Source organism: Arthrobacter rhamnosi (assembly GCF_054510975.1).
In genome coordinates this window covers 578259-596291 of record NZ_JBTNDN010000001.1, presented here as the reverse complement: position 1 = coordinate 596291, position 18033 = coordinate 578259, and the positions used below count along the sequence as shown (strand labels likewise).

Here is an 18033-nt window from a genome sequence, read left to right as displayed (position 1 = left end):
GGCTTTCCCCATGAAGAAATGGGAGTACTCTACGATTCCGCTCATCATCCACGCAACGAAGCAGATCCTCGACCAGTGGGGCGATGATGGGTGGGAGCTCGTGCAGGTGGTCCCCGGGCCGGACGGCAACGGCCTCGTCGCGTACCTCAAGAGGGAGAAGAACTAGCGGTGTCTGCTGGAAATACAGCTGGGAATACAGCGGTTTCGGCGGTCGAGGCACGCCTCGCGGACCTCGGGATCACGCTCCCCGAGGTGGCTCCGCCGGTCGCCTCCTACGTCCCCGCGGTCGTCACCGGCAGCTACGTGTACACGTCCGGCCAGCTGCCGTTCATTAAGGGCAAACTCCCAGCTTCGGGCAAGGTCGGCGCGGCCGAAGGCGGTGTCGACGCCGAGACGGCGGCCTCCCTCGCCGCTACCTGCGCGGTCAACGCGCTGGCGGCGATCAAGAGCCAGATCGGGGACCTCGACCGCATCACCCGCATCGTGAAGGTCGTGGGCTTCGTGGCGTCCGACCCCTCGTTCACCGGGCAGCCCGCGGTCATCAACGGCGCATCCGACCTGCTCGGAGCCGTCCTCGGCGATGCCGGTGTCCATGCCCGCTCCGCCGTAGGTGTCGCCGTCCTTCCCCTCGACTCACCCGTGGAGGTCGAACTCCTCGCGGAGTTCGTCTAGGCCGTGGACCGCGTCAGCACCAGGCTCTTCCCCGTGCACCCCGACCAGCGCACGGCAGCGGAGAGCTGGATCGAACACGGGGAGCGCACGCCCCTGAAGGCCCGGCCGGCGTCGTCGGTGGTCCTCCTGCGTGACACCGCGATCGGCACGGAGACGTATCTCTCCTACCGCCGGGGTCAGTCGCCGCTCGGCGTCATCGGGTTCCCGGGCGGGAGCATCGAGGAGTCCGACGACGACGACCTCCCGTGGTTCGGGCCCACGCCGTCGATGTGGGCGAAGACCCTCGGCGTCGAGGACCACCGGGTTGCCCGGCGGCACGTACTCTGCGCCATCCGCGAGCTGTTCGAGGAGACGGGCGTGCTCCTTGCCGGGCCCGACGCCTCGTCGATGGTGGAGGGCACCCAGGCCAAGGAATGGATGAAGGCCCGGGCGGCCATCAACGAGGGGGAGAGCCGCTTCTCGGAGATCCTTGCCCGCCGCGGCCTGGGCGTCCGCACGGACCTCATCAAGCCGCTCTCGCACTGGCTCACCCCTGATTTCGCCCACCGCCGCTTCGACACGCACTATTTCGCGGCGGCGCAGCCCGTGAACCAGGAGCCCAGCATCCTCGAGAGCAAGGGCGTCTGGGGCCAGTGGCGCTGGGCTGCGCAGGAGATCGCGAACCGGGACACGACGAGGCTCGGCGACGAGGTGGGCCAGGCGAACACCGTGGGTCGCACGCTCAGCGAGCTCGCGGTGCCGGCGGTCGAGATCATCCTCGAGAAGATCGGCTCCTCGCGCGGCTGCATCGCCTACCTCTCGCACAAGCGTCCCGTGAAGATCTACTACCCGCAGCTCGCCGAGCACGACGGTGACCTCGTGCTGCAGGTCGAATGTCCGAAGCTCAGCGAGGGCGGCTCGGTCCAGCGGGGCCGCTGACCGACCGACTTCTCTGCCGTCGAGGCGGCAGAGAAGACCGCTCTTCGCGCCCCGGGGCGGTCACTTCAGTCTCCTCGGGCCTCACCGGACCAGCGGACACCCAGCCACGACGAAGAAAGGCACCTGCTTGCGGGCAGGTGCCTTTCTTCGTCCTCTCGAAATCAGCGGCTGCGCTGGCGCAGCCGCTGGATGTCGAGGATGACGACGGCGCGGGCCTCCAGGCGGAGCCAGCCGCGCTGCACGAACTCGGCAAGGGCCTTGTTGACCGTCTCGCGGGAAGCGCCGACGAGCTGGGCCAGTTCCTCCTGGGTGAGCTCATGGGCGACGAGGATCCCGTCGGTGGCGGGCCGGCCGAAGCGGTCCGCGAGGTCGAGCAGGGCCTTCGCCACACGGCCGGGAACGTCGGAGAACACGAGGTCGGCGAGCGACTCGTTGGTGCGGCGCAGCCGTCGGGCGAGCGCCTGCAGCAGCTGGGCCGAGACCTCGGGACGGGTCTCGAGCAGCGTGCGGAGGTTCTCGTTCTTGAGGCCGGCCAGGCGTGTCTCCGAGACCGCGGTGGCGGTCGCGGTGCGCGGGCTCGGGTCGAACAGGGCCATCTCGCCGAACAACTCGCCGGGGCCGAGGATCGCGAGGAGGTTCTCGCGGCCGTCCTGGGCGGTGCGGCCCAGCTTGATCTTGCCGGAGACGATGAAGTACAGCTGGTCGCCCTGGTCACCCTCACGGAACACCGACGAGCCGCGGGGGAGGTCCACTTCGATCAACTCGTCGGTGAGTGCGGCGAAGACATCGTCTCCCAATGATGCGAAGAGGGGCGCCCGGCGCAGTACCTCGATATCCATGAATTCTCCTGATGCTCTCTGATGCGTCTCGATGCGGCGGTCCGCGCTGTATTCTCCTCTCCATCTTGCCGTACTGGAGCGGATGTGACGACAGATACGCGCTCCGGAGGCCTGTATTCCCGCTCCATTCCCGCTGGCGCACCTCTCCTTCCCACCGTGCTCCCATGCTTCGCGGCTAGAATCGCTCGCAGTGCCGGAGGTGGGCAACCTTCCGTCGGCCATAGCCAGGGGAGAATAGACGTGCCGGAACTGAATCTCGCGGGGTTCACCCTCTTCGACGTCATCCTGGCGGTGATCCTCCTCGGGTACCTCGTGAGCGGGATCCGGAAGGGGTTCCTCGTCACGCTCGGGGGCATCGCGGGTTTCGTCGCGGGTGCGGTCGCCGCGTTCTTCGCGATCCCCCTCGTCAGCGAATGGGTGCCGGACAATCCCTGGCGGCTGATCGCCGTCATCGCGACGGTGATCGTCCTCGTCCTCGTGGGCCAGGCGGTCGGTTCTGCGCTCGGCGCGTCCATCCGCCGCTGGTCCGACTTCCCGCCGCTGCGACTCGTCGACCGCCTCCTCGGCGGCGTGGTGAACGTCGTGGTCGCCGCGCTCGTCCTCTCCATGCTCGCCTTCAGCGTGGGGACCCTCGGCGTCCCGTTGGTGTCCCAGCAGCTCTCGTCCTCGCAGGTGATCCGCGGAATCGATACGGCGACACCAGGCCCGGTACGGTCGTGGATGGCGCAGCTGCGGACGATCGCCGTCGACGACGGCATCCCCACGCTGCTCGCGGGCGTCGCACCCGTGCCCGCGCAGGTACCGGACGCATCGGTGGACACTCCCGAACTGGCCGCTGCGGCCGCCTCCGTGGTCCGCATCACCGGCACGGCCTACCAGTGCGGCCAGAACCAGACGGGATCGGGTTTCGTCGTCGCTCCTGGCAGGGTCATCACGAACGCCCACGTCGTCGCCGGGGTGAACGAGCCCGTCGTCGAGGTGCCCGGCGGGGGCGCCCTACCGGGCCGGGTGGTGCAGCTCGACATGGCGCGCGACATCGCCGTGATCGCCGTCGACGACCTCGAGGCGGCCCCGCTGCCGCTCGGCGACGAACTGGCCAATGGGACAACGGCCGCCTTCGCGGGGTATCCGGCCGGCGGGCCCTACCGGATCCAGCCCGCCAGCGTCCAGGGCCTCTCGCCCGTGCTCGTGAACAACATCTACGGTGCGGACCCCCAGCCCCTCCAGGTCTACAGCCTGGCCGCGAACGTGCAGCAGGGGAACTCGGGCGGACCGCTGCTCGACCTGCAGGGCCGCGTGGCCGGCGTCGTGTTCGCCAAGTCCACGGCGGACGCCCCCGTCGGCTACGCACTCTCGCTCGAGGAGCTGCGCCCGGTCGCCGAGAGTGCCGCAGGACTGAGCGACTCCGTCTCGGCCGGGCAGTGCACACGGGGATAGGGCTCCCATGCTACGGACGGCCCTGCGCGTCCGGACCCGGTGACACCGCGATAGCGCACCGATGTTGCCGCGGCCGTTTCCGTCGTCGGTCCTCCGGTTTCTGGGATGTTACGGACCCGTATCGCTGGTCCGATTCCTTCCGCGCGATGCCAAATCGTAACCACTAAGGGCCGGGAAATGCCGTCCGCGGGCTTCCCGGAAGTTAGGCTCGTCACACGGATCAGCGCGCTCGCCGCTGTGGTCCCCATGGCTGCCGGTAGATCCGGTAGGAATCACTCGTTCACCAGGGAGCAACACATGTCTAACAAAGGCACTTCCGTGCGAGGCGCAGGATTCGCGAGAAAACGCGCTGCGCTCACCGCCGGTTTCTCCATCGCCGCACTCCTCCTCACCGGCTGCGTGCAGAGCCAGCGCGAGGAGAACACCGGCACCGAGGGCGAGGCCGCCGTCGACTCCACCTTCGTCTTCGCCGCGTCATCGGATCCCAAGTCCCTCGACCCCGCGTTCGCCAGCGACGGGGAATCCTTCCGCGTCAGCCGCCAGATCTTCGAGGGCCTCGTCGGTGTGGAGCCCGGCACGGCCGATCCCGCCCCGCTGCTCGCGGAGTCCTGGGAGACCGCCGAGGACGGCCTGTCCACCGTCTTCCAGCTCAAGGAAGGCGTCACCTTCCACGACGGCACGCCCTTCAACGCCGAAGCCGTCTGCTTCAACTTCGACCGCTGGTACAACTGGACCGGCATCCAGCAGGCCGAGTCGACGTCGTACTATTACGGGTCTCTGTTCCGCGGCTTCGCCGACAGCCCGGAGAAGGCCGTGTACAAGTCCTGCGAGGCCAACGGAGACAACGAAGTCACGGTCAACCTCGCCAAGCCGTTCGCCGGATTCATTCCGGCACTGTCCCTGCCGGCCTTCGGGATGCAGAGCCCGACCGCGCTCGAGGAGTACAAGGCCGACGAGATCGGCGGCACGGCCGAAGCACCGTCCCTGAGCGAATACGCCCTCGGCCACCCCGTGGGGACGGGCCCGTTCAAGTTCGATTCGTGGGACGTCGGCCAGCAGCTCGAGATCTCGATCTACGACGACTACTGGGGCGACAAGGGCCAGATCACCAAGACGATCTTCCGGATCATCGACGATCCCCAGGCACGCCGCCAGGCGCTCGAGGCCGGCGACATCGACGGCTACGACCTCGTCGCTCCCGCCGACACACAGTCCCTCAAGGACGCCGGCTACAACATCACCGCGCGCGATCCGTTCACCATCCTCTACCTGGGCATGAACCAGGCCGTCCCCGAGCTCAAGGACCCGAAGGTCCGCGAGGCCATCGCCCACGCGATCGACAAGGATGCCCTCGTCGCGCAGACCCTGCCCGAGGGCACCAAGGTCGCCACGCAGTTCATCCCCGAGGTCGTCGACGGCTACAACGAGGACGTCACGACGTACGACTTCGACCCCGAGCGCGCCAAGGAACTGCTCGCCGAGGCGGGCTACCCCGACGGCTTCGAGGTGACGTTCAACTACCCGACGAACGTCTCCCGTCCGTACATGCCGACACCGGAGCAGGTCTTCACCAACCTGCAGGCCCAGCTGGCGGACGTCGGCATCACGGTCAAGCCCGCTCCCGCCGCCTGGTCGCCCGACTACCTGAACCAGGTCCAGGCGACACCCGACCACGGCCTGCACCTGCTCGGCTGGACCGGCGACTACAACGACACCGACAACTTCATCGGCGTCTTCTTCGGCCAGGAGAAGCTCGAGTTCGGCTTCGACAACCCGGAGCTGTTCGCGGCCCTCGACGAGGCCCGCGGCATGAGCGACCGCGAGGAGCAGACGGAGAAGTACAAGGAGATCAACGAGCAGATCGCCGAGTTCAACCCGGCCATCCCGCTGGCCCACCCGGCTCCCTCGCTGGCGTTCGCGCCGCGCGTCACCTCCTACCCGGCGAGCCCCGTCAACGACGAGGTCTTCACGGACATCGAGCTGAGCGAGTAGCAGCACCACACAGCGCGGGCCGGCCACTGATCCCGGTGGCCGGCCCGCGCTGTCCTACCCCCGCCCGGCATCCCGGTCCACCCGGAAGGATCCCCCAGTGTTACGCGTCATCGGTAAGCGGCTAGCCCTGCTCATTCCCACCCTGCTCGGCCTGTCCATCCTGCTGTTCCTGTGGGTACGCAATCTCCCGGGCGGCCCGGCCACCGCCCTGCTCGGTGAGAAGGCCACCCCGGAAGCCATCGCCCGGATCAACGAGCTGTACGGGTTCGACCGCCCTCTGATCACCCAGTACCTGACATACATGGGCAAGCTGCTCCAGGGGGACTTCGGGGTCTCGATCAACACCGGGCGCCCCGTGCTCGAGGAGTTCGCCACCCGCTTCCCCGCGACGCTCGAACTCACGGTCGTCGCCCTCATCTTCGCCATCGGCGTCGGCGTCCCGCTCGGATACCTGGCGGCGCGGCACAATGGCCGGCTCATCGACCACAGCTCGGTGGTCCTCAGCCTGATCGGCATCACGGTGCCGGTCTTCTTTCTCGCGTTCATCCTCAAGTACCTGTTCGCGATCCAGTGGTCGCTCCTGCCCCCGGACGGTCGGCAGGACCCCCGGATGGATGCCACGCACTACACGCAGTTCTATGTCCTGGACGGCCTGCTGACCGGTGAGTACGACGCCGCCTGGGATGCCTTCCTGCACCTCATCCTCCCCGGGCTGGCCCTCGGCACCATCCCGCTCGCGATCATCGTCCGCATCACACGCGCCTCGGTCCTCGAGGTGCAGAACGCGGACTATGTGCGGACGGCCCGCGCCAAGGGACTCAGGGAGAGCACCATCCGGGGTAGCTTCATCCTGCGGAACGCGATGCTCCCGGTCGTCACGACCATCGGCCTCCAGCTGGGCCTGCTCATCTCGGGCGCCGTGCTGACCGAGACGGTCTTCGCCTTCAACGGGATCGGCCGGTTCCTGCGGGACGCCATCTTCGGGCTCGACTACCCGGTCCTCCAGGGCTTCATCATCTTCATCGCGATCCTCTACGCGCTGATCAACCTGATCGTCGACCTCTCCTACTCCGTCATCGACCCGAGGGTGCGTGTGCAATGAGTACCATCCTGCCCCCCGCCGCCGGCGGTTCCGTGGCCCCGAACGATCCCGCCATCGACACCGGGCGCGGCACCGGCCTGTGGAAGGACGCCTACCTCCGGCTGCGCCGGAACCCGCAGGCCATCGTGGGCGCCGTCGTCATCGGGCTCTTCCTGCTCGTGGCCATCCTTGCGCCGATCCTCGCGCCCTACGGCGGCGACGAGCTCCCTGGGCGCACTTCGATCACTCCCACCACCATCCCGGGACCGGGCGAGATCGACGGGTTCCCGCTGGGCCTGGACCGATTCGGCGGAGACGTCCTCAGCAAGCTCATCTGGGGCGCCCGGGCATCGCTGCTGATCGGCGTCGTCTCGACGGCGCTCGGTCTCGCGGGCGGCATGCTGCTGGGCGTCCTCGCCGGGGGCCTCGGCGGCTGGGTCGACAGCGCGATCATGCGGTTCGTGGACATCCTGCTGTCCGTACCCAGCCTCCTCCTCGCCGTCAGCATCGCTGCGGTGCTGGGCCAGAGCACCTATGCGATCATGATCGCCATCGGCGTCTCGCAGATCCCCATCTTCGCGCGGCTCCTGCGCTCCACGATGCTGTCCCAGCGGGGCGCCGACTACATCCTGGCTGCGCAGACCCTGGGCCTCAGCCGCCGGACGATCACCATGAGCCACCTGTTGCCCAACAGCATGGGTCCCGTGATCGTGCAGGCCACCCTCAGCCTCGCCACCGCCGTGATCGACGCCGCAGCGCTGGCCTTCCTCGGCCTCGGTGGCGGGCTGCCGCAGACCGCCGAGTGGGGCCGCATGCTCACCTACGCGCAGGCGGAGCTCGGGGTCGCGCCGCAGCTGGCCTTCCTCCCAGGTGCGTGCATCGTCATCACGGCGCTGGGCTTCACCCTGCTGGGCGAGTCACTGCGCGAGGCCCTCGACCCGAAAACCCGCAGGAAGTAGCACCAGCCACCGGCGGCCACCGATCTCCGGATCGGTGGCCGTTTCCGTCAAAGGGGTCCGCCGGGAGCTGCCCGGCCCGCCGCTCCCGTCAGCGGGCATGCCTGTCCAGCCGGTGCGGGTCGATGAGGAGGGCGGGATCCCAGTCGCCCGCGGTCGCCGCAGCCCGGTAGGTACCCCGCAGGAATCGGAGGAGCGTGGCGTCCGGATCCGCTGCGCCGCGCACGGCCTCGTAGGGCAGCAGGAACTGGCGGAACTCGGTGCTGTAGTAGGCGCCGTCGACGTCGATGACGGCGTCGCGGTACCCCTCCGGCTCCGGGTAGGCGTAGGAGTAGAAGGCGCCTTCCTCGCCACCGCCCGGCCAGAATCCGCAGCTCGAGAGCTCATGCGAGTACCCCTCCTCCATGACCCAGTCGGCGCAGTTCGGGGCGCCACCGGGATGGGTCGGGGCGGGACGGCCGGTGAAACGTGTGCACGCGAGGTCCATGGCGCCCCAGAAGAAGTGCACGGGGCTCACCTTGCCGAGGAACTCCGCACGGAAGCGCGTGAGGACCCGCTCCGCCTGGATGAGCTGCCGCCAGAACGCCGTGACCGCCGCCGCGTCGTAGGACGCGTGGTGGTGGTCCTCCGCGAAGGGCACGGCCGGATCCACCTCGGTCGGGACGGGCCGGATGGGCGCCTCGATGCCCAGGTCGGACAGCGCGGTCATGGTCCGCGCGTGGAACTCCGCCACCGACTGCGGTTCGAGGGGTACGCTGCGGTCCTCACCGGAGCTGCTGCGCACCACCAGCCGGTGCGCCACGACGTCGACCTCGATGTCGAACATGCCGTCCCGGTAAGGGATCGGTGAGGTGCCGAGCCCGCGTGGCGTCACGTAGAGCGGCACCTGCCACCAGTGGTTGACCAGGGGCGCGCGCGCCATCCGGACCTTGCCCACCACCTGCAGCCACATGTGCAGCGTTGCCTGCGTGTCCTGCCAGTCCCCGACGCGCAGCGCCGGCCACCCCGAGACCGCCGTCGTTCGTCCCGCTCTGGTGACCTGCTCGCCCATGGTTCCTCCGCGTCGTCGTGTGCGGCCAATCTATGCGCCCATCGGCCCCCCGTACAGGCAGCGGCACCAGGGGGCATCCCACGTGCCGCCGGGACGGCAACCCGATCCCCGGGGATCAGGCGGGAACGGACGCTAGGACGCGAGGTCCTCGTCGATGTTGAGCTCATTGCCCGGGATGGAGGCCAGCAGCCGGCGTGTGTACGGGTGGCGGGGGTTCTGGAAGACCTCCTCGGAGCTGGCGGCTTCCACCAACTCGCCGTCCTTCATCACGCAGACGTAGTCTGAGATGAGGCGCACCACCGCGAGGTCGTGCGAGATGAACAGGTAGCTCAGGCCCAGCTCGGACTGCAGGTCGCCGAGGAGCTTGAGGATCTGGGCCTGGACCAGGACGTCGAGGGCGGAGACCGGCTCGTCGCAGACGATCAGTTCGGGCTGCAGGGCGAGCGCCCGCGCGATCGCGACACGCTGCCGCTGCCCGCCGGAGAGCTCCGCCGGGTAGCGGCGGAGGGCGTTCTGGGGGAGGGAGACCTGATCCATGAGCTCGCGGACCCGTGCCGAGCGTTCCTTTTTCGATCCGCGCTTGTAGGCGTTGAGGGGTTCCTCGACGATGCGCTCGATCGTGAACATGGGGTTCAGGGAGGAGTAGGGGTCCTGGAAGATGGGCTGCACGCGCTGGCGGAAGTCGTTGAGCTGCGTCTTGTCGAGGGTGGCGACGTCCATGCCGTCGAAGGTCATGGTGCCGGATGTGGGCTCGATGAGCTTGAGCAGCATGCGTGCCGTGGTGGTCTTGCCCGACCCCGATTCCCCGACGATCGCCACGGTCTGCCCGCGCGGGACATCGAGCGTGACGTTCTTCGCGGCGTAGAAGTCGTCCTTGCTGCCGCGGCGCTTGTAGACCTTCGTGAGGTCCCGGATCTCCACGATGTTCTGAGGGGCGGCCGCATGCTCCGCAGAGGAGGCGGGCCGGTCGGCGGACGACGTCGCGGCATGGGCGCCGCCTGCGGAGGGAAGCGGCCCTGCGGGAGGCGCCGTGTGCCCGGGGTCCGGGGTCCCGTGCCCGGCCTCGTGCTCCGCGAATACTTCCTCGGCGAGTTTCCGCCGGGTGGCGGCATCCGCCGTGAAGGCGCCGGGGCGCAGGCGGACGGCAGCGACGCTCGGAGCAGCGCGGACGAGCGACTGTGTGTAGGGGTGCTGCGGATCGTTGAGCAGCTGGTCGGCGGGGCCGGTTTCCACGACGCGTCCGCGGTGCATGACCACGAGCTGCGAGGCGCGCTCGGCGGCGAGCCCGAGGTCATGGGTGATGAGGAGCACCGACGTGCCGAGCTGGTCCGTCATCGTCTCGATCTGGTCGAGGATGGTGCGCTGCACCGTGACGTCCAGGGCCGACGTCGGCTCGTCGGCGATGAGGAGCCGGGGCTGGCAGGCGAGGCCGATAGCAATGAGCGCCCGCTGGCGCATCCCGCCCGAGAACTCGTGCGGGTACTGCTTGGCACGCTCGCCGGCGTCGGGCAGACCGGCAGCCGACAGCACCTCGATGACGCGCTGCTTGACGTTCTTCTTGGTGGCCATGCCGTGGACGAGGAGCGTCTCGGCGACCTGCGTGCCGATCTTCGTCACCGGGTTGAGGTTGGACATCGGGTCCTGCGGCACGAGGCCGATCGCCCTGCCGCGGATCGAGCGCATCCTCGCTTCCGGCAGGGTCACGAGGTCCTGGCCCTCGAAGAGGATGCTGCCGGAGGTCACCCTGCCGTTCCCGGGCAGGAGGCCGATGCACGCCATCGCCGTCGTCGACTTGCCGGACCCGGATTCGCCGACGATCGCGAGGGCGCTGCCGCGCCGAAGGGTGAAGCTGGCATCCTCGACCGCCTTCACCTCACCGCCGGTGGTACGGAAGCTGACCGCCAGGTTGCGCACCTCCAGCAGGGGTGCGTCGGGGTCGTCGGTCAGGTCGGTCATGCTGCCGGCCGGGGTGATGTCCGTCATAGCACCATCGTGCCCTATGCGCAGGGCGGTCGCCGCCCGATCGGCCGGCGACCGGCTAACTTTCTGGCAACGGTGCGGCGTCCGCGGCGGCAGGGCGGGCGGTGAGGCGTGCCGCCAGGTGGTCCACCGCGAGGCGATAGCCGTCGATGCCGGCGCCGACGATCACCGCGTCGGCCACGGCGGAGATGTACGAGTGGTGCCGGAACTCCTCGCGCCGGTGCACATTGCTGATGTGGACCTCCACCACCGGCAGGCCGACGCCGGCGAGGGCGTCGCGGATGGCGATCGAGGTATGCGTGAAGGCCCCGGCGTTGATGACGATCCCCTCCGACGTCGAGCGCGCGGCATGGATGGCGTCGATGATCTCGCCCTCGTGGTTCGACTGCATCGCGGTGGTGGCGCACCCGCGCTTCCGTGCGGTGTCCGCTGCGAGGCGGACGACGTCGTCGAGCGTCGCCGTCCCGTACACGGCCGGTTCCCGGCTGCCGAGCAGGTTCAGGTTCGGTCCGTTGATCACGAGGATGCTGGGTGTGCGTGCCGGGCTCATGCCCTAACTATGCCGCACTGTGCGCGGCGGGTACGGGATCCGCCGATCGAGCGCGCAGGACCACCGCGCCCAGCGCTCCGGCTACGGTCACGAGGCTCAGGACCGCCAGGACGACGCCGGGGTGCCACCAGGCACCGCCCGTCGCGATCCCCAACCGCTGCGTGATCGACGGCACGAAGCCCGCCACGATGGCGGCGATGCTGTAGGCGAAGGACAGGGCGGTGAACGCCGTCGCCGGCCGGAAGATGTCCGCCATGAGCCCGCCGAGGGCGGCCCAGCTGGCGGTCGGGAGGATGCCGCCAAGGATGATCGCGGCGATGTACATCGGCTCGGTCGCGATGCTGATGACCCAGTAGAGGGGGAAGGCAATCAGGGCCGTGCCCAGCGCGCCGCCGGCCACGACCTTCGCGGAGCCGATGCGCATGGCCAGGTAGCCGAAGGCGGGGATGGTGGCGAGCTGGAGGACGGATCCCACGAGGGCGGCGTTCAGGACGGTCTCCTGCGACAGTCCGAGGGTCTGTGTGCCGTAGGCCTGCGTGTACGTGACCATCAGGAAGTAGGAACCGATTCCCAGCACCGCGGAGGCGATGGCGACCACGATGGCGACGGGCTGGGACTTCAGGACCTCGAGGAAGGGGGCGCGGGGAAGCGCGTGCCGGCGGTCCGCCTCCTGGAAGACGGGCGTCTCATCGATGGCGAGCCGGAGGTAGATCGCGACGGCGAGGAACGGGAAGGCGAGCAGGAACGGGATACGCCAGCCCCACGAGGCCATGACATCGGGGGCGACGACGGCAAGGACGAGGAAGATCGCGGAGATCAGCATGGTGCCGACGGGGGAGCCGAGCTGTGGGATGGAGGCGTACAGCGCGCGCTTGCGCGGTTCGGCGTGCTCGGTGGCGATGAGGATGGAACCGCCCCACTCGCCGCCGAGCGAGAGGCCCTGCAGCAGTCGGAGCACGGTGAGGATGATCGGGGCCCAGACGCCGATGGTGGTGTAGTCCGGCAGCAGTCCGACGGCGCCCGTGGCCAGTCCCATCAGGGTGATGGTCCAGATCAGGGTGCGCTTGCGGCCGATCCGGTCACCGAGATGCCCGAACAGGATGGCGCCGAGGGGGCGAGCGACGAACCCCATCGCGAAGACCAGGAAGGCCGACAGCGTGCCGGCGAGCGGATCCTGCTCGGTGAAGAAGACGGTGTTGAAGACGAGTGCGGCGGCCGTGCCGAACACGTAGAAGTCGTAGGACTCGAGGGCGGTTCCGACGAAGGAGGCTCCGGCGACGCGGCGGGCCATGCGCGGATTCGATACGGGGGGCTGCTGCAGGGTTGTGGACACGCTGAAATTGTCCTCTTGCCCCCGGGCCCGGGCCATCTTTTCGGACGAACGTCACACCGGCGGTACCGCGCTCCCGCCGGCAGCGCCGGTCGCGGCCTCCCGGACGCCGGGGAGACGGACGCGGGGAGATGGACACTGGGATGCCTCCGCGTCAGGCGGGGACCACGTGCGTCAGTCGGGAAGGGGCGTGCGGACGTGGGCGGCGACGATGGCGCGCCCGGCGGTCACGAGGGACCGGGTCACGGCGGACGCATCACCCATGAAGCCGTGCACCATCGCTCCGTCCCGCAGCATGATGAGCTGGTCCGCGACGACGTCGGGCTGGTCCGCCTCCAGCTCGGCCAGGAGTTCGGCGACCACGCCGTGCAGCCATGTCCGGTAGCGTTCGACGGCGTCCCGGACCGGGTTGCCGTCCGCCGGGTACTCCGCCGCCGCATTGATGAAGGTGCACCCGCGGAAGCCCGGCCGGCAGGCGGCGGTGCCGTTGACGGCGGCGAGACGGAGCAGCACGGCGCACGCGTCCCGGTCCATCCGTTCCCGCGTCACGACGGTCTCCAGCTGCTCGAGCTGGCTGTCCAGGTACGCGACCACGAGGTGGTCCTTCGACCGGAAATGCCGGTAGAACGTCACCTTGGTGGTGCCGGCGTCGGAGATGACCCTGTCGGCGCTGACCGAGCGGATGCTGGTGGTGTCGAACAGTCGGGTGGCCGAGGCGAGGATGCGCTCGCGGACGGGAAGCTGCGCGTTCATCATGCTCCATTGGAGGTTCGAGGCGGGATGCCCAGGATTTGGAGGAAGTAGAGTTACTAGTTAGTCTACCCGTAGTGAGGGTGCCAGTCCGGCCCCGGAACGGAAGGATCGACAGCATGGGTGCTCTTTACACCGCAGTGGCAACGGCAAGCGGCGACGGACGCAACGGCAAGGCACGCACCGACGACGGGGAGCTCGTCGTCGACCTGGCGGTCCCGAAGGAGATGGGTGGCACCGGCGGTGCGACGAACCCCGAGCAGCTCTTCGCCGCCGGCTACGCGGCCTGCTTCCACAGCGCACTGAAGCTCGTCGCGAGCCGCAGCAAGGCGAGGATCAGCGACACGGCGGTCACCGCCGAGGTGAGCATCAACGCGAGCGACGGCGGCGCGTTCCAGCTGGCCGTCGCCCTGCACGCCGAGATCGGCGGAGTGGACCAGGAGACCGCGAACCAGCTCGTCGAGCAGGCGCACCAGGTATGCCCGTACTCCAACGCGACCCGCGGCAACATCGAGGTCACCGTGGACGCCACCATCGGCTGACCGCTCCACCGCACGATGCCGCTCAATTTCGTCGGGCGTCGTCCCGCCGCAACGAGGAAGGACCCCCGCAGGTGCGGGGGTCCTTCCTCGTTGCGGGCCTCAGGTCCACGCCTTCCGCCCGGGTCCCGGGCCCGGCCGAACCCCTACTTGCGGAGCGAGACCGCGATCTGCTGCATGATCGTCGGATCGGACAGGGTCGTGGCATCGCCCACCTCGCGGCCCTCGGCGACGTCCTTGAGCAGGCGACGCATGATCTTCCCGCTGCGCGTCTTCGGCAGTTCGGGGACCACCAGGATGTTCCGCGGCTTGGCGATGGGCCCGATCTCCTTGCCCACATGGTTGCGCAGGGTGGTCACGATGTCGTCGTCGTCCTTGGCCGAACCGCGCAGGATGACGAACGCCACCACCGCCTCGCCCGTCGTCTCGTCACTGGCCCCGACGACGGCGGCCTCCGCCACGGACGGGTGGCTCACCAGCGCGGACTCGATCTCCGTGGTGGACAGGCGGTGGCCCGAGATGTTCATGACGTCGTCGACCCGCCCGAGGAGCCAGATGTCCCCGTCCTCGTCCTTCTTGGCGCCGTCCCCTGCGAAGTACATGTCGTCGAAGCGGGCCCAGTAGGTCTCCTTGAAGCGCTCGGGGTCACCCCAGATGCCGCGGAGCATGGCCGGCCACGGCTCCCGGATGACCAGGTAGCCGCCGGACCCGTTGGGCACGGATTCGCCCATCTCGTCGACGACGTCGACGGCGATCCCCGGCACGGCGACCTGCGCCGAACCGGGCTTGGTCGCGGTCACGCCCGGCATGGGCGCGATCATGTGGGCGCCGGTCTCCGTCTGCCACCAGGTGTCCACGATGGGAGCCTTGCCTCCGCCGATGACCTCCCGATACCACATCCACGCCTCGGGGTTGATCGGTTCCCCGACGGATCCGAGGACGCGGATGGAGGACAGGTCGTACTTCTTGGGGATGTCGCGGCCCCACTTCATGAAGGTGCGGATGGCCGTCGGCGCCGTGTAGAGGATACTGACCTTGTACTTCTCGATGAGCTCCCACCAGCGGCCCTGGTGCGGCGTGTCCGGCGTCCCCTCGTACATCAGCTGTGTCGCGCCGTTCACGAGGGGTGCATAGGCGACGTAGCTGTGCCCGGTCACCCAGCCGATGTCCGCCGTGCACCAGAAGACGTCCGTCTCGGGGCGCAGGTCGAAGGTGTTCAGGTGGGTGAAGGCGGTCTGCGTGAGGAAGCCGCCGGTCGTGTGGAGGATGCCCTTCGGCTTCCCCGTGGTGCCCGAGGTGTAGAGGATGAACAGGGGGTGCTCGGCGTCGTGCGCCACGGCCGTGTGCTCGTCCGAGGCCGTGTCGACGACGTCGTGCCACCACAGGTCGCGTCCCTCGGTCCACTGGACCGGCTCGTTGTTGCGCCGTACGACCACCACGCTGGTGATGGTATGCCCCTCCTTCTCGAGGGCGCCGTCGACGGCGGGCTTGAGCGGACTGGGCTTGCCGCGGCGGTAGGTGCCGTCCGAGGTCACGACGATCTTGGCCTCGGCGTCGTCGATGCGGCTGCGGAGGGCGTCCGCCGAGAAGCCGCCGAAGACCACGGAGTGGACGGCGCCGATCCGGGCGCAGGCGAGCATCGTGACGACGGCCTCGGGGATCATGGGCAGGTAGACCGCCACGCGGTCACCCTTCTGCACGCCGAGGGACTCGAAGGCATTCGCCGCCTTCTTGACCTCCCGGGTCAGCTCCGCGTACGTGATGGTGCGGGTGTCGCCGGGCTCGCCCTCGAAGTGGATGGCCACGCGGTCCCCGAGTCCCGCCTCGACGTGCCGGTCCAGCGCGTTGTACGCCGCGTTGACGGTGCCGCCGACGAACCATTTGGCGAACGGTGCGTCCGACCAGTCGAGCGTCTGCGTGAAATCGGAGTCCCAGGTGAGGAGGTTCCTGGCCTGCCGGGCCCAGAACTCCGTTCCCTGCTCCCGCGCCTCGTCGTAGAGTGACGGCTGCGCGACGGCGTTCTCAGCGAATTCCTCGCTGGGCGGGAAACGGCGTTCCTCATGCAGCAGGTTCTCGAAGGCGTCGCCTTGTCGTTCGGCGCTCATGGTCTACCCCTTTGTGACGTCGTGTGGAACGGACGGGACGCAGGGTGCGGCGACGACTCGCCGCACCGCCACGTGCTCTAGGGGAACACTATCGAGTTCTGTGCGCAGCGTGTGCCCGGCGTCACAGGAGCTAGCCGAGTTGCGGCGATTGTGCGGTGAGTGGCGGGAGGCCACGACCCCGGGGTTGGTGGAGAAGGCGGGTGCCGGTGGCTAGGGTGGAAGAAGGTAATCGACACCCGCCGCTCGAAAGTGGGCCGCGGGTGACCAGCGCTAGAAACGGGAGTAAGAGATGACCGAAGCATCCGAGGGGCAGCGCACGATACGCCCTGAACCGTCGACGTCGGGACAGGGCTCCTCGCCCGGTACGGACGGATCGGCTCCAGGGACGGGCGCGAGCGCCTCCGGTGCTTCACCCCTCGCGGCAGGGACGGCGGGACAGCCCGCAGGTCACGAGGCAGGTCAGGAGGTTGGAAAGGTCGCGGGCCGGACGGCTGGACAGGCATCGGCCAGTAGCTCTGCCGGTCCGACTTCTGCCGGTCCGACTTCTGCCGGACCGACGTCTGACGGTCCGAGCTCTGCCGCGCTCGGTCCCTTCACCCTGCGTGAACTCGTCTTCGGCGGCGGTGTCGTGATCGCCTTCATCGGTACGCTGCTGCCTTTCACCGACGGCAGGGTGCTGTACGCGAACTTCTGGAACAGCGTCCCGCTCTTCTTCATAGGAATCGGCATCCTGCTGCCCGTGATCGCCCTGGCCCTGCTCGCCGGGCGGCGCCTGGGCAGTTCCGGCCTGCGAGTGGGGTCCCTGTCGGTCGATCAGTTCGCGTCGGTCTCCGCGGTCCTCGCGGCGACATACTTCTTCCTCCAGACCGTCACCGCGTTCCATCCAGGGCCACTGCTGGCGCTGATCGGCTCCCTGCTCATGCTGGCCGCCACCGTCGTCGGGCCGTTCCTCCCCGTCTTCCGGAACGACTTCGCGGGCCGGCCCGAGGCCCCGGCACATGCTGTGGCGCGCCCCATCACCGCGGCGCGCCCCCGCCCGCCCAAGCCGGCGAAGCCCGCCGCTGAAGCGAAGGCCGGCCCGGCCGGAATCACGTCCCGCACCGAGTCCGATCCTGCCGGGGTGAACCCTGCGGCTGCAGCGGTCCGGCAGAACGGAGCAGGGCTGTACGGTGCGGGCGGAGCCGGGGCAGTGGGCGCCGGGGCCGCGGCCTCGGGCCAGTCGGGTATGGAGCGCGAGGGGTCCGGGAACAGTTCGACGTCCACCTCCGCGTCCACCTCCGCGTCCACCTCCGCGTCCACCTCCGAGCATGCGCCGCGTCATGTGGAGAGCGGAACCCACGCCATCGGTACTGACGAGGAGAACGGTGTGCAGAGGACGCAGGACGAGCACTCGTCTCCGGACCGTTCCTCCGACGCCGTCCAGTTCCAGCCCACGGACACCGTCGGCGGAACGCGCATCCAGGATGTCGTCCACGGCGGCTCCACCTCCGCCCCCGCTGCCTCCACCTCCGCCGCTCCCGGTGCGGAGGAACGGCGTCAGGAGACCATCACCGCGACCCGGTCCACCGACGAGGAGCCGGTCGTCGAGGCCTTCTGGTTCGCTGTCGGCTCGTCCCGACCCGTCTTCGACGAGCAGACGGGCCGCCAGGTCTTCACCCTCCAGCCAGGCGACTGGGAAGTGGGTATCGAGGATCGCGGCAACGAGTTCCTGGTGCAGGACAAGCGCACGGGGGCCGTGGGCATCCTGCGGGACCTGCGCAACATCGAGCGCGCTCCCCGCGACTGACGCCTGCCACTGGTGCCCAGTGGTACGAGAAGCACCACCGAGAGGAG

Annotated in this window: 16 protein-coding genes; 9 read left to right on the top strand and 7 right to left on the bottom strand. The window is 69.0% G+C overall.

What is annotated here, in order from left to right; all coding sequences use genetic code 11:
* The first annotated feature begins 10 nt into the window (after positions 1-10).
* From ACX80J_RS02795 to ACX80J_RS02785, 3 genes are read left to right on the top strand one after another with little or no spacing between them, the layout of a single operon-like run.
* A complete protein-coding gene (locus tag ACX80J_RS02795) occupies positions 11-166 on the top strand; it encodes a DUF4177 domain-containing protein (protein ID WP_298253797.1) in 156 nt (51 codons plus the stop codon).
* Positions 167-168: 2 nt separating this feature from the next.
* Positions 169-672, top strand: coding sequence for a RidA family protein (locus ACX80J_RS02790; protein WP_459345611.1), 504 nt, complete (start codon positions 169-171; stop codon positions 670-672).
* 3 nt (positions 673-675) lie between these two features.
* Positions 676-1590 carry an NUDIX hydrolase gene (locus ACX80J_RS02785; protein WP_459345610.1) on the top strand — a complete coding sequence of 305 codons (915 nt, stop codon included), beginning with the start codon at positions 676-678 and terminating at the stop codon, positions 1588-1590.
* A gap of 161 nt (positions 1591-1751) precedes the next feature.
* Here the strand turns inward: ACX80J_RS02785 and ACX80J_RS02780 are convergent, their stop codons facing one another.
* Positions 1752-2429 carry a Crp/Fnr family transcriptional regulator gene (locus tag ACX80J_RS02780; RefSeq protein ID WP_087028341.1) on the bottom strand — a complete coding sequence of 226 codons (678 nt, stop codon included), beginning with the start codon at positions 2427-2429 and terminating at the stop codon, positions 1752-1754.
* A 240-nt stretch (positions 2430-2669) separates the two neighbouring features.
* On the opposite strand from ACX80J_RS02780, the gene ACX80J_RS02775 reads away from it, so the two are divergent.
* The 4 genes from ACX80J_RS02775 to ACX80J_RS02760 all read left to right on the top strand — a co-directional run bounded on the left by ACX80J_RS02775 (position 2670) and on the right by ACX80J_RS02760 (position 7898).
* Positions 2670-3866 (top strand): MarP family serine protease, encoded by a 1197-nt coding sequence (locus tag ACX80J_RS02775; RefSeq protein ID WP_459345609.1) that lies wholly within the window; start codon positions 2670-2672, stop codon positions 3864-3866.
* Positions 3867-4163: 297 nt separating this feature from the next.
* On the top strand, positions 4164-5858 hold the full coding sequence (locus ACX80J_RS02770) for an ABC transporter substrate-binding protein (RefSeq protein WP_459346749.1): 1695 nt from the start codon (positions 4164-4166) through the stop codon (positions 5856-5858).
* Between the two features lie 97 nt (positions 5859-5955).
* The gene (locus ACX80J_RS02765; RefSeq protein ID WP_459345607.1) at positions 5956-6960 is read left to right on the top strand and encodes an ABC transporter permease; all 1005 of its coding nucleotides are present in this window, start codon (positions 5956-5958) and stop codon (positions 6958-6960) included.
* A complete protein-coding gene (locus ACX80J_RS02760) occupies positions 6957-7898 on the top strand; it encodes an ABC transporter permease (protein WP_459345606.1) in 942 nt (313 codons plus the stop codon). The genes ACX80J_RS02765 and ACX80J_RS02760 overlap by 4 nt, the downstream gene beginning before the upstream one ends.
* Positions 7899-7986: 88 nt before the next feature.
* Here ACX80J_RS02760 and ACX80J_RS02755 read toward each other — a convergent pair whose 3' ends face one another.
* The 5 genes from ACX80J_RS02755 to ACX80J_RS02735 form a co-directional block, all read right to left on the bottom strand.
* A complete protein-coding gene (locus ACX80J_RS02755; RefSeq protein WP_459346748.1) occupies positions 7987-8946 on the bottom strand; it encodes a DUF5996 family protein in 960 nt (319 codons plus the stop codon).
* A 132-nt stretch (positions 8947-9078) separates the two neighbouring features.
* Complete coding sequence (locus ACX80J_RS02750; protein WP_459346747.1) at positions 9079-10929, bottom strand: dipeptide ABC transporter ATP-binding protein; 1851 nt, start codon at positions 10927-10929, stop codon at positions 9079-9081.
* Between the two features lie 55 nt (positions 10930-10984).
* Positions 10985-11476, bottom strand: coding sequence for a type II 3-dehydroquinate dehydratase (gene aroQ / locus ACX80J_RS02745; protein WP_459346746.1), 492 nt, complete (start codon positions 11474-11476; stop codon positions 10985-10987).
* Positions 11477-11483: 7 nt separating this feature from the next.
* Complete coding sequence (locus ACX80J_RS02740; protein ID WP_459345602.1) at positions 11484-12809, bottom strand: MFS transporter; 1326 nt, start codon at positions 12807-12809, stop codon at positions 11484-11486.
* Between the two features lie 171 nt (positions 12810-12980).
* Complete coding sequence (locus ACX80J_RS02735) at positions 12981-13562, bottom strand: TetR/AcrR family transcriptional regulator (protein ID WP_459345601.1); 582 nt, start codon at positions 13560-13562, stop codon at positions 12981-12983.
* A 113-nt stretch (positions 13563-13675) separates the two neighbouring features.
* Here ACX80J_RS02735 and ACX80J_RS02730 point away from each other — a divergent pair, with 113 nt between their 5' ends.
* Entirely contained in the window at positions 13676-14098 is a 423-nt protein-coding gene (locus tag ACX80J_RS02730) for an organic hydroperoxide resistance protein (RefSeq protein ID WP_459346745.1), read from the top strand.
* Between the two features lie 143 nt (positions 14099-14241).
* Here the strand turns inward: ACX80J_RS02730 and acs are convergent, their stop codons facing one another.
* Entirely contained in the window at positions 14242-16200 is a 1959-nt protein-coding gene (gene acs / locus ACX80J_RS02725; RefSeq protein WP_459345599.1) for an acetate--CoA ligase, read from the bottom strand.
* 628 nt (positions 16201-16828) lie between these two features.
* On the opposite strand from acs, the gene ACX80J_RS02720 reads away from it, so the two are divergent.
* On the top strand, positions 16829-17986 hold the full coding sequence (locus ACX80J_RS02720) for a hypothetical protein (RefSeq protein WP_459346744.1): 1158 nt from the start codon (positions 16829-16831) through the stop codon (positions 17984-17986).
* Positions 17987-18033: the final 47 nt, after the last annotated feature.

Bases quoted from the DNA above. Each gene is read 5' to 3' on its own strand.
- ACX80J_RS02795 (WP_298253797.1), top strand. From the start codon at position 11: ATGAAGAAATGGGAGTACTCTACGATTCCGCTCATCATCCACGCAACG.
- ACX80J_RS02780 (WP_087028341.1), bottom strand. From the start codon at position 2,429: ATGGATATCGAGGTACTGCGCCGGGCGCCCCTCTTCGCATCATTGGGA.
- ACX80J_RS02770 (WP_459346749.1), top strand. From the start codon at position 4,164: ATGTCTAACAAAGGCACTTCCGTGCGAGGCGCAGGATTCGCGAGAAAA.
- ACX80J_RS02760 (WP_459345606.1), top strand. From the start codon at position 6,957: ATGAGTACCATCCTGCCCCCCGCCGCCGGCGGTTCCGTGGCCCCGAAC.
- ACX80J_RS02755 (WP_459346748.1), bottom strand. From the start codon at position 8,946: ATGGGCGAGCAGGTCACCAGAGCGGGACGAACGACGGCGGTCTCGGGG.
- ACX80J_RS02750 (WP_459346747.1), bottom strand. From the start codon at position 10,929: ATGACGGACATCACCCCGGCCGGCAGCATGACCGACCTGACCGACGAC.
- aroQ (WP_459346746.1), bottom strand. From the start codon at position 11,476: ATGAGCCCGGCACGCACACCCAGCATCCTCGTGATCAACGGACCGAAC.
- ACX80J_RS02735 (WP_459345601.1), bottom strand. From the start codon at position 13,562: ATGATGAACGCGCAGCTTCCCGTCCGCGAGCGCATCCTCGCCTCGGCC.
- ACX80J_RS02730 (WP_459346745.1), top strand. From the start codon at position 13,676: ATGGGTGCTCTTTACACCGCAGTGGCAACGGCAAGCGGCGACGGACGC.
- acs (WP_459345599.1), bottom strand. From the start codon at position 16,200: ATGAGCGCCGAACGACAAGGCGACGCCTTCGAGAACCTGCTGCATGAG.